Annotated in this window: 14 protein-coding genes; 5 read left to right on the top strand and 9 right to left on the bottom strand. The window is 53.0% G+C overall.

The annotated features are described in order from the left end of the window. Positions 1–316: 316 nt before the first annotated feature. Positions 317–1498, bottom strand: coding sequence for a CynX/NimT family MFS transporter (locus tag BN1190_RS08020; protein ID WP_098060151.1), 1182 nt, complete (start codon positions 1496–1498; stop codon positions 317–319). Positions 1499–1597: 99 nt separating this feature from the next. Here BN1190_RS08020 and BN1190_RS08015 point away from each other — a divergent pair, with 99 nt between their 5' ends. The 3 genes from BN1190_RS08015 (at position 1598) to BN1190_RS08005 (ending at position 4452) form a co-directional block, all read left to right on the top strand. Continuing rightward, a complete protein-coding gene (locus BN1190_RS08015; RefSeq protein ID WP_040286428.1) occupies positions 1598–1852 on the top strand; it encodes a hypothetical protein in 255 nt (84 codons plus the stop codon). A gap of 124 nt (positions 1853–1976) precedes the next feature. Further along, the gene (locus tag BN1190_RS08010) at positions 1977–3584 is read left to right on the top strand and encodes an ABC-F family ATP-binding cassette domain-containing protein (protein ID WP_040286427.1); all 1608 of its coding nucleotides are present in this window, start codon (positions 1977–1979) and stop codon (positions 3582–3584) included. A gap of 115 nt (positions 3585–3699) precedes the next feature. After that, positions 3700–4452: a hypothetical protein gene (locus BN1190_RS08005; RefSeq protein WP_052461759.1), complete on the top strand. Its 753-nt coding sequence runs from the start codon at positions 3700–3702 to the stop codon at positions 4450–4452. 48 nt (positions 4453–4500) lie between these two features. On the opposite strand, the gene BN1190_RS08000 is transcribed toward BN1190_RS08005, so the two are convergent. Continuing rightward, positions 4501–4701 (bottom strand): cold-shock protein, encoded by a 201-nt coding sequence (locus BN1190_RS08000; protein WP_040286426.1) that lies wholly within the window; start codon positions 4699–4701, stop codon positions 4501–4503. Positions 4702–4908: 207 nt separating this feature from the next. After that, the gene (locus tag BN1190_RS07995) at positions 4909–5211 is read right to left on the bottom strand and encodes a DUF1033 family protein (RefSeq protein WP_040286425.1); all 303 of its coding nucleotides are present in this window, start codon (positions 5209–5211) and stop codon (positions 4909–4911) included. Between the two features lie 207 nt (positions 5212–5418). On the opposite strand from BN1190_RS07995, the gene BN1190_RS07990 reads away from it, so the two are divergent. Next, positions 5419–6096 carry a 5-bromo-4-chloroindolyl phosphate hydrolysis family protein gene (locus tag BN1190_RS07990; protein WP_040286424.1) on the top strand — a complete coding sequence of 226 codons (678 nt, stop codon included), beginning with the start codon at positions 5419–5421 and terminating at the stop codon, positions 6094–6096. Then, positions 6068–7264: a toxic anion resistance protein gene (locus tag BN1190_RS07985; protein WP_040286423.1), complete on the top strand. Its 1197-nt coding sequence runs from the start codon at positions 6068–6070 to the stop codon at positions 7262–7264. Before BN1190_RS07990 ends, BN1190_RS07985 begins: the two co-directional genes overlap by 29 nt. A 17-nt stretch (positions 7265–7281) precedes the next feature. On the opposite strand, the gene BN1190_RS07980 is transcribed toward BN1190_RS07985, so the two are convergent. The 6 genes from BN1190_RS07980 to BN1190_RS07955 form a co-directional block, all read right to left on the bottom strand. After that, entirely contained in the window at positions 7282–9183 is a 1902-nt protein-coding gene (locus BN1190_RS07980) for a vWA domain-containing protein (protein WP_040286422.1), read from the bottom strand. A 10-nt stretch (positions 9184–9193) separates the two neighbouring features. After that, complete coding sequence (locus BN1190_RS07975; protein ID WP_425313929.1) at positions 9194–10036, bottom strand: ATP-binding protein; 843 nt, start codon at positions 10034–10036, stop codon at positions 9194–9196. An 85-nt stretch (positions 10037–10121) separates the two neighbouring features. Further along, entirely contained in the window at positions 10122–10322 is a 201-nt protein-coding gene (locus BN1190_RS07970; RefSeq protein ID WP_040286421.1) for a DUF6501 family protein, read from the bottom strand. A gap of 77 nt (positions 10323–10399) precedes the next feature. Next, positions 10400–11647 carry a 2-oxoglutarate dehydrogenase complex dihydrolipoyllysine-residue succinyltransferase gene (odhB, locus tag BN1190_RS07965; protein WP_040286420.1) on the bottom strand — a complete coding sequence of 416 codons (1248 nt, stop codon included), beginning with the start codon at positions 11645–11647 and terminating at the stop codon, positions 10400–10402. 43 nt (positions 11648–11690) lie between these two features. Then, entirely contained in the window at positions 11691–14510 is a 2820-nt protein-coding gene (locus tag BN1190_RS07960) for a 2-oxoglutarate dehydrogenase E1 component (protein WP_040286419.1), read from the bottom strand. Between the two features lie 197 nt (positions 14511–14707). After that, a complete protein-coding gene (locus tag BN1190_RS07955) occupies positions 14708–15790 on the bottom strand; it encodes an undecaprenyldiphospho-muramoylpentapeptide beta-N-acetylglucosaminyltransferase (RefSeq protein WP_040286418.1) in 1083 nt (360 codons plus the stop codon). Positions 15791–15850 lie beyond the last annotated feature (60 nt).

Here is a 15850-nt window from a genome sequence, read left to right as displayed (position 1 = left end):
GACATGAGGGTGAACAGCTGGTATACTTTATAAGTTAACAATTGTTTTGTTGATTGTTTGAATTCTGGCATTCTGCGGAATGTTTACCGATAATACGTATTCACACTGGCGCGGCTACAGGGCCGCAAGGACGCAAAAGTAGGTAGGGTTTGCGTTGCTTATGTTAGGAAACACCTGCTGGACAACGACCGCGGCAAATGATCGTTGTGACACATCACATTTCGAAAACAATCATCCACTATTGACGATTCGATAATCAGCAAGACACAAAAAACAAAGGGGCGCCCCATTACCGGGCGCCCCTTTTCCAATGGGTTCATGTCTCTGCTCTGTCGCCGATCAGCACAGCGAGAATGATCATTCCGACAAACATCGCTGCAAACAATGAGATGGTCACCTGATGGGTTCCCGTCAGATCATATAGGACCCCGATGACGAGCGGCAGCAGACCGCCGATCACATATCCTCCCGTCTGCATCATTGCAGTCCATGAATTGGTTTCCGCAGCGCTCTCCGTTTCGTCCAGCGGAAGCACGAGTGCGATCGGAAACATTCCGCCAAGCGGGATGCCCATCAGCAGAGCCCCGACCCAGAGCAGCGGGATATAGCCTGTATAAAACAGCCCGACAGCAATCAGACCCACGGACAGGATGAACAGCAGCCACATCTTCCTGCCGGGGTACTTTTCCATCATCAGCGGAATCGAGATATTGAGGACGATCTGCACTGCCGTCATCATGCTGACGAGCGTTCCCGCCTGTACGAGCGTCATGCCTTTCGAGACGGCGATCGGTGCCAGCCAGATGACGACGGAAAAGAACGCGGCCGACTGGAGTCCGAAGAACAGCAGGAACAGCCAGGCTTTCCCCGTCTTCCATGGGGAGCGGCCCGGGCTTGCAGCGGCAACTGTCTTCTGCTTCGCGTTCTGCCTCACCATGACCGTGTCATTCGCGGAAGACAGCCAGGCAGCGACACCGATGAACGCAAGCACCGCCCAGATGCTGAGGGCAAACGGATACGAACCCGTCGCTTCATAGAAGTAGGCGGATAACCCTGTACTCAGTGTAGCGCCGGTCCCGAGACCGAACGAATAGATGCCGATCACCGCGCCCGCACGATGCGGGAAGTTCTGTTTGATCATCGCGGACAGCAGCGGACCGGCCACTGCGATGGCGACACCTGCCCCGACGGACGAAATGACGAGCATAGAGTACGTCGGGATGAATTCCCGGACAGCCGTCATGACACCGATCAGCAGCACCATTGCCACCATCGTCGCATTCAGTCCGATACGGCGGTTCAGCACCGGCGCAAGCGATGCAAAAATCCCCATGCAGACGACCGGCAAGGCGGTCAGCAGACTGACCTGTGCGTTCGTAAGTTCCAGATCGGCCCGAATCGTATCGAGCAGCGGACCGATCGATGTGACAGCCGGCCGCATATTGAGCGATACTGCAAAAATGGCGAAAATCATCAAGTACATCTGCTTAATAGTCATTTGATTGGTTTCCATAGGCAGTCCCTTCCCTCACAGGCTCCTCCGAACTTGCGTTTGCCCCTCGCTGCGGTTATAATTTCCAGTGAAAGGGTGGCGTACATGAAAATCATACATTGGTCGTATACACGCAAGTATCAGATCAAAGGTATATTCGACTTGTTTCCTGACGCTGTAGTCATCTTCCGGCAGATCAACGGCTATTATTTCATCCGCTCCATCAGGGGGCTTGAGCCGACCTATCTGCCAGAACGAAAACATTATGTACAAATGGAATATTGCATCAATAAAGAGCTCGGCACACTTGCAGCCTACCAGAACCGGCGTGCACTCGGCAGACAGCAGCAGAGCAGCTGACTGCGCAGTTTACGCGGCTGTTTCCATTGTAAATCCGGCAGCGGGATTATGCCACTTTGAATGGTTCCCCAGGCGCCGGTATTCATGCTATAATAGGCAAAGTGTGAATTTTAGGAGGTCAATCATGTTAGCAGTGAGTAATGTCAGTCTCCGGTTCGGGGACCGGAAACTTTTCGAAGATGTTAATATACAGTTCAACCCCGGCAACTGTTACGGTCTGATCGGTGCGAACGGTGCCGGCAAATCCACATTCCTGAAAATCCTTTCAGGAGAACTGGAGCCGCAGACAGGCAATGTCATCCTCAATAATGACGATCGTCTTGCAGTCCTGAAACAGGACCACTTCCAATATGAAGACGAAGCCGTACTGGATACCGTCATCATGGGTCATAAGCGCCTGTATGACATTATGACAGAGAAAAACGCCATTTACATGAAAGAGGACTTTTCCGACGAGGACGGCATGCGTGCCGCTGAACTCGAAGGCGAATTCGGCGAGCTGAACGGCTGGGAAGCTGAATCGGAAGCAGCAATCCTTCTCCAGGGCCTCGGTATTCCTGAAAGTATGCACTCGATGAAAATGGCTGAACTGACAGGTTCCGACAAAGTGAAAGTGCTCCTCGCACAGGCCCTGTTCGGTAAACCTGACGTGCTGCTTCTCGATGAGCCGACCAACCACCTCGATCTGAAAGCAATCCAGTGGCTGGAGGAATTCCTGATCGGATTCGAGAATACGGTCATCGTCGTATCCCACGACCGTCATTTCTTGAACAAAGTCTGTACGCACATTGCGGACCTCGACTTCAGCAAGATCCAGATCTATGCCGGCAACTACGATTTCTGGTATGAGTCGAGCCAGCTCGCGTTGAAGCTGTCCCAGGAACAGAACAAGAAAAAGGAAGAGAAAGTGAAGGAACTGCAAGCGTTCATCGCACGGTTCAGCGCCAACGCTTCAAAGTCGAAACAAGCGACTTCGCGGAAGAAGACACTCGACAAGATCCAGCTGGATGACATCAAACCATCCTCCCGCCGGTATCCGTACGTCAATTTCCAGCTCGGCCGTGAAATCGGCAACGATGTGCTGATGGTCCGTGACCTGTCCAAGAACCAGGATGGCGTCCAATTGCTGAAAGATGCATCGTTCACGTTGAACAAGGAAGACAAAGTCGTCCTGATCGGCAACCCGCTTGCGAAGACGGCGCTCCTCGACATTCTCGCGGAAGAAACGGAAGCGGACGCTGGAAGTGTCAAATGGGGTGTTACAACGTCGCGTGCATATTTCCCGATCGACAACAGCGAATTCTTCGAAGGGGATGAAAAGACACTTGTCGAGTGGCTTCGTCCGTATTCTCCTGAAGATGAGACCGAGACGTTCCTGCGCGGATTCCTCGGCCGCATGCTGTTCTCCGGCGAAGAAGTGAACAAGAAGCCGTCCGTCCTCTCGGGTGGTGAAAAAGTGCGCTGCATGCTGTCCAAGATGATGCTCACAAATGCAAACGTCCTTCTTCTCGACGAGCCGACGAACCACTTGGACCTCGAGTCCATCCAAGCACTTAACAACGGCCTGATCGCATACAAAGGCGCCATGCTGTTCACTTCCCATGACCATCAGTTCATCCAGACTATTGCGAACCGCGTCATCGAAATCAACGATGACGGAACGATCTTCGATAAGATGATGGGCTATGATGAGTACTTGGAATGGAAAGAAGCACAGCCTGCAGGGAACTGATTGAAAGCAAAAAACACAGGAGCCGCCGGATGATCCGGCGGCTCCTGTGTTTTTCTTTTTGGCGGACATGATTTTCGATAATCCGGAAATACTAAAGAAAAAGGAGAGGATTGCAATGAACCGATGGATAGGTTTCCTGCTGCTGATCATCCCCCTTCTTCTCATGCCCGCCTGCTCGAAACTGAACGGTCAGGATGTTACCACCCCCGATAATTCAGGCAATAGCGGAGAACGGACACCGCTTGACGAAGACACGACAGGTGACGGTGAGGAGAACCGGGCGGACAGCAGCGGCGATCCCGAAAAGACAAAAGCTGACAGTGATGAAGAACATGGCGATATCCAGAATCCCGCGATGATGGACTATTTCCTTCCCGATGGCTCAAAAGTGCATTACAAAGGGCTCGGGAATGAGTATGCCGAAATCGACATGCAGGTGTTTCATCCATATGAAGACATTGTCATGACCTATGAAGACAACGGCGGCTCTCTGATCCGGAAGCTGTTCAAGGTCGAAGAGGACAAAATCATCAAATTGGATGAAGAGCATGTCGATACGGAATCCAATGCACCGTCCATCGCAGAGATCAAGCAGATGGAACGGCAGGGAATCTATTTGCAGAAGCCATTTGAAAAAGGGGCTTCCTTTGAGCATTGGACAGTCGTCGATACGGATGCTTCCGTCGATACACCCTACCAAAAATTCGATCATGCCATCGTAATAGAAGAAAAAGGGAATGACTACGTCAACAGGCGCTATTTTGTGGAAGGGTTCGGTGAGGTGATACGGGAGTCGGTGATGAAGGGCGAGAACGACGAAGAGTTCACGATCACATCCACCATGGAGTCGGTGAAACAGCCGCATTAAATCCATAAAAAAGAGGACCTGCCTCGGCAGGACCTCTTTGTTCGGTTATTAGAGTTTAATAACGTTCGCAGCCTGGAGACCGCGGTTGCCTTCGACGATTTCGAATTCAACCTGCTGGCCTTCGTCCAATGACTTGAAGCCTTCGCCCTGGATTGCTGAGAAGTGTACGAATACGTCGTCTTCTCCGTCAACCTCGATGAAACCGAAACCTTTTTCTGCGTTGAACCACTTGACTGTACCTTGTTTCATAAAAAATTACCCCCAAATTATGATTGCTAATACATGAACCCGCCAGTGAAAGGCAAAATTCACGTATTACAAAAAGTACCGACGCAGCCGATCACTTTCTGTAATACGTGAATAGTTGTTCGTTGCGAGTATCTGCTATTAACCTGTAAAACTACTATACCATACAGCTAGTATATGTCAACGACACAATAGGAAATATTCTAATTATTATTCATCCAGGAAAGGAACCGGTTTCTCGCCGGATAAAATGAAAATCCCGTGATACAGCTGCAGGTCCTCATCACATCCGTCACAATACGTCCGCTCCCCCGGATTCCAGAAGGCGGTGAACGTCCGATGTTTGCTGCGCTCCTTCTTGAAACGCGGACGCATTTCCTCCATCAGGGAATGTGCATACGCTGCCGCCTCTGCCAGTTCTCCGAAATAACGCCGGCTGCGCACCATTTCATCCCACCCATCAAACATCCACCAAGGTTCGTAATCCGCTTTCATGTAAATGACTTCATACATAGTGCAACCTCTTTTCCTGTTCAGTTGACAATTATACAAAGCACCCTCATTTTTTCCAAGCAATGCGTTCCGGACCCTGTCCTAAATATTCGTCTCCGGCCGAAATGTGCGGTATAATTGCAGAAGAACGATACTTAGACGAAACCTTTTACTGATCGATACGTAATAAAGATAATCACCTTACTCGAAAAGGAGGGCTGTCTGACGATGAAAAAAGTAAAGCAGTTCTTTTTGCGTCACTTCATCGTGGCACCCGTCAGTTTCGGAACGTTCTTTTTCCTGCTGCTCGGTACGGGGATGAACCTATTTGCTGCGACCGGCATCCTCATTGCCATGTATCTCGGCGGCACATTCGGCATCAAACAGCTCCAGATCGGCTCGGCAGTCAAGGAACTCGGCATGACGCGTTCCGAATATAAACATATTCAGTTCCAGCTCGAAGAAGCGAAAAAGAAAGTCAAAAAATTGGGCAGCCTCTATGGACAAGTGCGTTCCGTCCAGGCATTCCGGCAAGTGTATGAACTCAGCAGCCTGTCACGGAAAGTCATGACCATCGTCCGGAACGATCCGAAGAAGTTCTATCAGACCGAGCAGTTCTTCTACGCTCATCTCGATTCTGCCGTCGAACTGACGTCCAAATATGCCCTGCTGTCGAATCAGCAGCTGAAAGACAAGGAAGTGCGGATTGCACTCCAGCATACCCGGGAAACGATCACCGACGTCACCCGTCAGTTAGAAGATGACCTGCAGGATGCGCTTGCAACCGACCTGGCCGCCCTGCAGCTCGAACTCGATTATGTCGATGTGACCATGCGGCGCAGAAAAGAACTGCCGACTACAGAGGAGGAATTACTCGATGACCGAAAACAAGCCAATGACCGATGACGTGACATCTTTCGATGACTTGCTGAGCAACCCGTTCAGCCAGGATGATCAGCTGCTTCCTGAAGAAATGCAGACGAAACAGCCTGCTGCAGGTCAGCCTGTCAAGCTCATGGAGCGGCTGACAGATGAGGAACAGCAGAAAGCGAAGGAATTGGCGTCACAAATACCTGTCGGCGATTATGAAGCCATCCTGACATACGGATCAGCTGCACAGAATGAACTGTCCTCATTCTCCCATAAGATGCTCGACCACGTGCAGAGCAAGGATATCGGGCCTGTTGGAGATGTGCTGAACGACCTGATGGGCAAGCTTTCCGAAATCGATCCCGATGATCTGTCAGAGAAGAAGAAGTCGGGTCTGAGCCGGCTGTTCAATAAAGCCTCCCGGTCCATCCAGGAAATGATGACGAAATACCAGAAGCTGAGCACTCAGATCGATCGCATCGGTATCCAGCTTGAACATTCGAAACGCGGCCTGATCGAAGACGTGCATATGCTCGATAACCTGTACGAACAGAACAAAGTCTATTTCCAGGCACTGAACGTCTATATCGCTGCAGCCGAGCTGAAGCGCGACGAACTGGCTGGCGAAATCATCCCGAAGATGCAGGCGGACGCCCAGCAGTCGAACGACCAGATGGCGATCCAGGAAGTGAACGATATGATCCAGTTCCTTGACCGCCTCGAGAAACGTCTGTATGATCTCCAGCTATCCCGCCAGCTGACGATCCAGAGTGCCCCGCAAATACGAATGATCCAGCAGACGAACCAGACGCTCGCCGAAAAGATCCAGTCATCGATCATGACATCGATTCCCCTCTGGAAAAACCAGATTGCGATCGCCCTGACGCTCAATCGTCAGAAGAAAGCCGTCGAGTCCCAGCAGCTCGTGACGAAGACGACCAATGACCTGCTGCTCCGGAACTCGGAAATGCTGAAGATGAATTCAATTGAAACCGCTAAAGAGAACGAACGCGGGATCATCGAAATCGATACTTTGAAGAAGACACAGGAAAACCTGATCCAGACGATTGAGGAGACTCTCGCAATCCAGGCGGACGGTCGTGCGAAACGGAAGGAAGCCGAACGGGAAATCGGACGGATGGAAGAAGAACTGAAACAGCGTCTGCTCAATATCCACGAAAAAACGCAAAATCGTCCGCTTTGAGACGATTTTGCGTTTTTTTATTGCGTCACGATGGTCAGCAGCTTCCGCAGGATACGCAGCGTCTGGTCGGCAAATTCCTCAACCGAGCCGGCTGCTGCCGTTTTGCTGCCGAACATCGCAGAAAACAGCTCCCGCTGTTCCTCGGTCGTCTCTACGGCGGATAAGAACAGGTGAATGACGGAGATTCCCTCCCGCTCCGTCTCCCAGACCGCTTCCGCCGTATCCAGGACGCCATTCCGGTCGTACCCGAATGCCGATGGCTCCCCATCCGAAAATACGAGAAGGAACTTGTGCCGTTCCTGCCGTTTCGCCAGGCGCCCGGCCATCCAGCGGATTGCAAAGCCGTCACGGTTATCTTCATGAGCAGTGAAATTCATGATCGCGCCGCCGCTGTCCGTCCGTATGTCTTCGAAAGCATGCATGATCTCAAAATAATTCGGCTGTATCTCCTTCGTCGCTTCATAGGCATCTTCATAATACGACGCGATTTCGAACGGCACGGACAGTGCCCGCAGCACATCGTGGAACAGCAGAACGGCTTCCTTTGTTTCATCCAGTTTATCGATCATCGATGCAGAACCATCAACGAGAAGGCCGAACACAGCGTCGAGCTGGATGGAAGGCGCTGACTTCCTGTAGAACGGTTTCGGCCGCTCCTCCGTCAGCAGGCTGGTGAGCTTGGATGACAGACGTCCGGACGCAAGGCTTTCCCGCCGATCCTGCCGTTTCTGCTGCAGCCGTTTCCGCATCTCGGCGGTGATCGCTTTGACGAGCGGAGTATGCTTCGATCGAAGCAGTTCAAGCCTGCGGCGCTCACTCCCGTCTGTTTCATCCGGCAGCCGCACGACCTCATACGTGACATTCCGGTTGGCAGGGCCGAATGAGTCCCCCGCCCGTTTCATGGCAGTCTCCAGCTTTCCATCTTTGTGCGCTGCTACCCCCGACTCTGCGATCTCATCCTCGTTCCCTATCGACGTCCCTTTGCCGGTCTGCTGGATACTGGACGGATCATCCCCCGCCTTGGCATCATCCGAAGCCGACAGGCCGGACGTTCCTTGCTGGAGATCGAATGTCAGATGAAACCCTTTTTCATCTTCCGTTTCACGGTGCCAAGCACGGAATTCCTCCTCGATCGTTTCCTTTTCCACGGAGGACCCGATTTCTTCCGTTTTTGTTTTTCCGGATGGTGTCTGCATCCGCTCCCCGTCCTCAAACCCATCCCCGATCGTATAAACAGGCAAAATTACATCGATCTGCAGGCTGCCTGCCGCCAGTTCGAGAATACGTCTTGCCAGCAGGATGCTGTCCCGCGTGGATGATACGTCATAGACCTGTTCCGCAAGAAGCCGGATCCGATCTATCGGCAGACTGCCGAGGAGCGGATCCGGTCCTCCGAGCGTTCCGAGATGGATATCCAGAAACAGCTGGCTGATCAGCGCGTCTGCCAAAAAACCACGTTTTGCGTTGGCGGCCAGCCGATCGCGATGGTAAGCAGCGTACACGTCCCGCCGAGCATCGAACACCCTGCTTGTTCCCGGACGCTCAATTCGGATAGCTTCGGTGAGCCGGAATTCCTCCAGCATCATGACAAGCTGACGTCCGAGGATCGGCAACGGAGAGGCTCCTTCGGAAGCGGTGAATTGCCGCCATGCCCGGAGGTCGAACTGCCGGAAAAAGCCTGCGGACAGCAAGTATATATCCGACAGCCGGCCAAGATGTGTGACAGTATCGTCACGATGCCGCCAGAAGACGCTCATGGCGAGGACTGATTCCTTTGGCTGGTATTCGATCAGCTGCCTCTCTGTCAGGCGCAGGTACGGCGCTTCGGCGAGCGATTGTGCAATTTTTTCGTACAGCATCAGACTATGTGTCTCTACGGACTCATCGTTGAATTGGATGAACCGGCTTACTTTGCTCATCGCTCTCCCCTCACTTCACCCATGTGGCTGCCAGTTCGTTGACCAGGTCACGTTCCATCCTATCTTCCAGCAATTCTGCAATCGCATAGCGGACCGCACGGCCGATCGGTATATGAACAGCAAGTTCCAATGCATTCAGCAGGCTCCGGACTGAAGCCGCTTCGTCAGCCAGCAGTCCGTTTGCCACCTGTTTGGTCAGGTCTTCCGACAAGTTCATCAGGACATCGACCGTATCGGCCGGGGCATCCGGCACAGCTCGTTCGAGTACCTGGCGCAACTGACCGGCTGCCAAGTAGGGTATCGAAAACGACACAAAGCGGTTTTTCAGTGCTTCGTTCATCGGTGACGTCCCGATATAGCCTTCATTGATAGCTGAGATGACGGAAAAGTCAGGATGCGCCGTCAGCACCTCGCCCGTGAATGGATTCGTGAGCATCCTTCTGTGATCGAGGACGCTGTGCAGGACCGGCAGTGTTTCGGGTTTTGCCATGTTGATTTCATCGATATACAGGATATGGCCATTTTTCATGGCCTGGATCACCGGCCCATCGACAAACTCGATGATGCTCTGCCCATTCCTGACGATGATCGTCTTGAACCCCAGGAGTGCTTCAGCATCTAGATCGACCGAGCAGTTGACACTCTGCATCGGCTGATGGAACAGCGCTGAAATACTTTGCGCCAGCCGTGTCTTGCCGCTGCCGGACGGGCCTTTCAGCAAGACCGGTTTCCCGAGTGACACAGCTGCTGTAATATCTTCAAAAAGATGTTCTGTCGGGCTGATATATCCGCCGGACTGGATGAGCCGTTCTTCGTCTTCTGTATAGGTGCGTGCATGTCTGGACCGTATCATCCGTTCCACAATCGTTTCCACTCTGCAGTCCTCCCTGTTACGCAAAACGGTCTGATGCGATGGAAGCATCAGACCGTCTGCCGGATCATTCGAAATATGTCTTGTAATAGCCGCCGACTTTCCCTGTGTTATCGACAACGAACAGGAATTCTTCCGTCTCGTTTTTGACATCATAGGTACGGCCGGGCGTCAAGACGTTCGTGACAAGATATTTTGCAGCGTCTGCATGCTTGCAGACGACTTGCCGGATTGCCGGAGCATCCGGCCATTCTTTGAACGATGACATTGCGGCTCCCGCCCTTCTGTAGGTAATGATGATGCAAGACACCGCCCATCAAACTGCAGGCGGTGCTGGCAGTCCGATTATGAACCGAGAAGGAGGTCTTCCGGATTCTCGATCAGTTCCTTGACCATCTTCAGGAAGCCGACAGAATCTTTGCCATCGATGACACGGTGGTCATACGAAAGGGCGACATACATCATCGGACGGATCTCAACGTTGTTGCCGACAGCGACCGGACGCTTCTGGATCGTATGCATGCCGAGAATGCCGACTTGTGTGCCGTTCAAGATAGGTGTCGACAGCAGGGAACCGAAGACGCCTCCGTTCGTGATTGTGAACGATCCGCCTGACATGTCTGCAAGTGTCAGCTTGTTGTCGCGTGCTTTCTTTGCAAGTTCACCGATCGTCGCTTCGATCTCTGCAAAGTTCTTGCGGTCAGCATCCACGACGTTCGGAACGACGAGGCCGCCTTCCGTAGACACGGCAATACCGATATCGTAATAGTTCTTCATGAGGAGCTCATCTCCGTCAAGCTCGGAGTTGACGTTCGGATATTTCTTGAGTGCCGCCACGACTGCCTTCGTGAAGAAGGACATGAAACCGAGACGGACGTCGTTCTTATCGAAGAATTCGTCTTTCTTGCGCTTTCGCAGTTCCATGACGTTCGTCATATCGATTTCGTTGAACGTAGTGAGCATCGCTGTATTCTGCTTCACTTCCAGAAGACGTTTTGCGATCGTCTGGCGGCGGCGGCTCATCTTGACGCGTTCAACCCGGCCATCGTCCGCTGCAGGTGCCTGCTGTTTTGCAGGAGATGGAGCCGCTGGAGCCGGCTGGGATTTCGGCGCAGACCCGTGAGCTTCCACGTCCTGCACACGGATGCGTCCCATTGGGTCGACAGGTGAAACGTCTGCGAGATTGATGCCTTTTTCGCGTGCGAGCTTGCGTGCTGCCGGGCTTGCGATCGTACGGTCTCCTGAAGCAGCCTCTTCAGCTGCTGCAGGCGGTTCAGCTGCAGCCGGTTCCGATACTTGTGCAGGCTGCTGCGGAGCAGGCTCGACGGATGCCGCCGGCTGCTGTGCAGGAGCACCAGATCCGGCGCCGACTACTGCGATCACTTGTCCGACTTCAACTGTGTCGCCTTCTTCCGCCATCAGCTGCTGGACGGTCCCTGCTTCTTCCGAGATGACTTCGACGTTAACTTTGTCAGTCTCCAACTCAACGATGAATTCACCTTTGTCTACGTTGTCACCGGGCTGTTTCAGCCACTTTGCGATCGTTCCTTCGGTAATCGATTCTGCCAGTTCAGGTACTCGGATCTCTGCCACAATAAATTCCTCCTCTAAATATCGTTCAAAAAGTAGTTCAGGCTTACTGTTTCAGCGCTTCTTCGACAATGCGCTGCTGTTCGGCTTTGTGCATCGTGCCGTTGCCTTCAGAAGGACTTGCGCGATGGATCCTTCCGGTATAGTTTACCGGCAGGCCTTGTGAGATTTCGTTCAAATACGGACGCGCGAATGACCAGGCACCCATGTTTTTCGGTTCTTCCTGAACCCATACGATCTCTTCCGCATTCGGGTAGCGCTGGATGATCGCGGACAGTTTATCGGATGGGAACGGATACAGCTGCTCCACACGGGCGATGTGCAGATGATCGTAACCTTGTCCGTCTTTCACTTTCTCAGCAAGGTCGATCGCCATCTTGCCGCTGGTCAGGAGGATCTTTTTCACGCTGTCCGCGTTTTTCCCTGTATTCGGTTCTTCAAGCACCGTCTCGAAATGACCTTCCGTGAGATCTTCCACGTCTGCTCCGACGAGCGGATGACGGAGAAGTGATTTAGGAGTCGCCAATACGAGCGGGCGCTCGGCTTCATCACCCAGGATGGCCGCCTGCCTGCGAAGAACATGGAAGTAGTTCGCCGCGCTTGAAATGTTGGCGACGGTCCAGTTGTTTTCCGCACAGAGCTGCAGGTAGCGCTCGATACGTGTACTTGAGTGTTCCGGTCCCTGACCTTCATAGCCATGCGGCAGCAGCATGATCAGACCGGACTGCTGGCCCCATTTCGCGTTGCTGGAAGAGATGAACTGGTCGTACATCACCTGCGCCATGTTGGAGAAGTCCCCATACTGTGCCTCCCAGATTGTGACCGTCTTTTCCTCTTCCAGATTGTAGCCGAACTCATAACCGACAACGCCCGCTTCGGTAAGCGGACTGTTATAGGCGACGAACGATGCATTCGAGCCGCTGATATGGTGGAGCGGTACGAACTCCTCACCTGTCTTCTCGTCGTGGAGAACGAGGTGACGATGAGCGAAAGTCCCCCTCTGGATATCCTGGCCCGACATCCGGACCGGCTTGCCGTCCTGCAGGATCGATCCCAAGGCGAGCTGTTCAGCGTGCGCCCAGTCGATCTTCCCTTTGCCGTTGAACGGATCCTGGCGGCGTTTGAGAATCCGGTCCAGCTTGCCGAATACATGGAAGCCTTCAGGATAGGTCAGCAGTTCCTCGTTCATGCGGCGCAGGCGGTTTTCTTCCACGCCTGTCTGGAGATCACGCGCATAGCCTGCGAGGACAGCTTCCGGTGTCGCGTTTGTTCCCGGTGTGCTGTCGGCGGATGTCTCCTTCACCTTATCGTAAGCCCGCTGCATCTCAGCGAATACATCCGCATCCAGCTTGTCGACTTCTTCCGCTGTCAGGATGCCTTCATTGACGAGTGCTTCCCCGTAAAGCTGGCGTGCCGTCGGATGGCTGTGGACTTCCTGGTACATTACCGGGTTTGTGACCATCGGTTCATCCATTTCGTTATGACCATACCGGCGGTAGCCGATCAAGTCGATCAGGATGTCCTTGCCGAATTTCTGGCGGTATTCGAAGGCGAACAATGCAGAAGCAATGACGTCTTCCGGACTGTCGGCATTGACGTGGACGATCGGCACCTCAAAACCTTTTGCCATATCCGATGAGTAATGGGTCGAACGGGAATCGTAATATTCTGTCGTGAAGCCGATCATATTGTTTGCGATAACATGGATGGAACCGCCTGTCTGGAAACCGCGGACCCGGCTGAAGTTGAACGTTTCCTGGACGATCCCCTCACCCGGGAATGCTGCATCGCCGTGCACCATGACAGCATATGCCGCGTTCGTATCCTGCACCGGAATCCCCGGAGCATCCGTGTTCTCCTGCGCTGCGCGTGTCTGACCGGCAATGACCGGATTGACGACTTCCAGGTGTGACGGGTTATAGGCAAGGAAACGGTCCATGCCGCCTTCTTTTTTGTAAAGGGCGCCGAGATGGTACTTGACATCTCCGAACCAGCCGCGTGTCACCTCGACCGAGCCATCTTCCGGAAGGAATGGCGACGAAGGGACTCCCGCAAATTCGGCGAACATCATTTCATACGGTTTGTTCAGAATGTGCGTGAGTACGTTCAGCCGGCCGCGGTGCGCCATGCCGATCAGCATCTTCTTCGTGTCCGCTTCCTCAGAACGGCGTACGAGCTCATCGAGGAACACGACAAGCGTATCAAGGCCTTCTATGGAGAAACGTTTCGCCCCAACGAACGTCCGGTGGATGAATTTCTCGAAACCTTCGATCCTTGTCAGACGGTCGAGCAGCTGTTTCTTCTCATCCGCAGTAAGTGAGACTGCCAGCCGGCCGGATTCGATGCTCTGCTGGATCCACTGCTTTTCATCCTCATCGATCAGATGGGCGAATTCAACAGCGATTTTCCCTGTATAGAGCGATTTCAAGTAATTCACGGCATCCAGAGCATTCTCCACTTGAGCGGGTGCATCCTGAAGGAACAAGGATGCCGGCATCTCTTCCAGATCCCGTTCGGAAAGATCATAAGAGGACAGTTCCATGCGTGTTGCGTCTTTCGGACGGTCGTTCAGCGGATAAATATCCGCAGCGAGATGTCCGTATGCGCGAATAGCGTCCATCAGTCTGTAAGCGGACAGGACTTTCCCGAAATCAGCCGGACTGCCTTCTGTCCTTTCCGGCGACGGTGAGCCTGACTGACTTCCGGCTGCAGCCGGGGCTCCGTTCCTTCTGAAGAAGTCAGCAAGTTCTGCATCGACAGACTCAGGGTCGTTTTTGTACCGTTCGTACATTTCCATTACGTAGCCAAGGTTCGGGCCGGAAAAGGCCGCATACGGCGAACGTTCGGAACCAACACGATTCGACATGAATTATTACCTCCACATTTGCCTTTCGGCATGTTGCACAAATTTTTATATCCTTATCCATGTTACCATGCAGAATGGGGAATCGAAAGGGTTTCGTTCTAGTAACTGCATGTTTTATCCGCGAACTAGTTTACACGCTGCGGCTTATGGTTGCAAGGGGCAGGATCATATGAGACACGGAATTCCTTGCCGCATAATTATGCACCTGTTCGGCAGCCGAGGATGAGATCCGCCATTTCTTCCGGTGTTTTTGTCGAATCTGTCTTTTCCATAGTGGCGAGAATGGCCTGCCTGTCATCCTTGAGTCCATCCAGGCTCAACAGCAGCTCGGTTTCTGTCAGTTCTTCTTCTGTCAGAACACGGGCATAACCAAGTTTTTTGAAGTGTCGTGCATTCAGGATCTGATCGCCACGGCTCTTCTCAGCGGAGAGCGGCACGAGCAGCATCGGGATTCTGACTGCCAGCAGTTCGAAGATCGCATTGGAGCCGGCTCGGGATAAGGCGTAATCGGAGGCTGCCAGCAAGTGCGGCAGGCCTTCCGTCACGTATTCGAATTGGACATAGCCTTCCCTGCTGTCGAGTGACTCGTCGAGGTTCCCTTTTCCGCACAGATGGATCACCTGGAACCGGCTGAGCAGCTCGGGCAGACATCCGCGGATCCCTTCGTTCAGGACGGCGGATCCCTGGCTTCCGCCCATGACAATCAGGACGGGTTTCCCTTCCGACAATCCCGCCATGCGGAGTCCTGTTTTGCGATCGCCATCGAACAGCTCGGGCCGGATGATCGCTCCGATGCACGATGATCTGTCTGCGGGCACATAGGCAAGTGTCTCTTCGAAAACAGTGAAGATATGTTTTGCGAATGGAAGTGCGAGTTTGTTTGCAAGACCCGGTGACACATCGGACTCGTGGGCCACAACCGGAATGCGTGCAAGTTTCGCAGCCAGGACAACCGGCACGGAGACGAATCCGCCTTTCGAGAAGATGATCTCGGGCTTCAGCTTCCGCAATATGGAGTATGCCTGCAGGACCCCTGCTCCGACACGGAACGGATCCGTTAAGTTTTTCATGGAGAAATAGCGGCGCAATTTCCCGCTGTCGATTGCATGGTAGATGACTTCGGGATGACCTTTCCCGATCAGATCACGTTCGATCCCTTCATGGGACCCGATATAGTGTATTTCATAACCCCGCTCCAGAAATGCAGGAATGATCGCTTCGTTGACAGAGACGTGGCCTGCTGTCCCTCCGCCTGTTAACACGATTACTGGCCGTTTCATGTGGCCGTTCACCTCTTCTATTCGTTAAAAACTTAACGTCTTTTCTTCTAACCTCTTGAT

It is taken from the genome of Sporosarcina koreensis (assembly GCF_000826145.2).
GTDB lineage: Bacteria > Bacillota > Bacilli > Bacillales_A > Planococcaceae > Sporosarcina > Sporosarcina trichiuri.
Note: the sequence above shows the minus strand (reverse complement) of the source record. Positions and strands in the feature narration are given on the sequence as shown.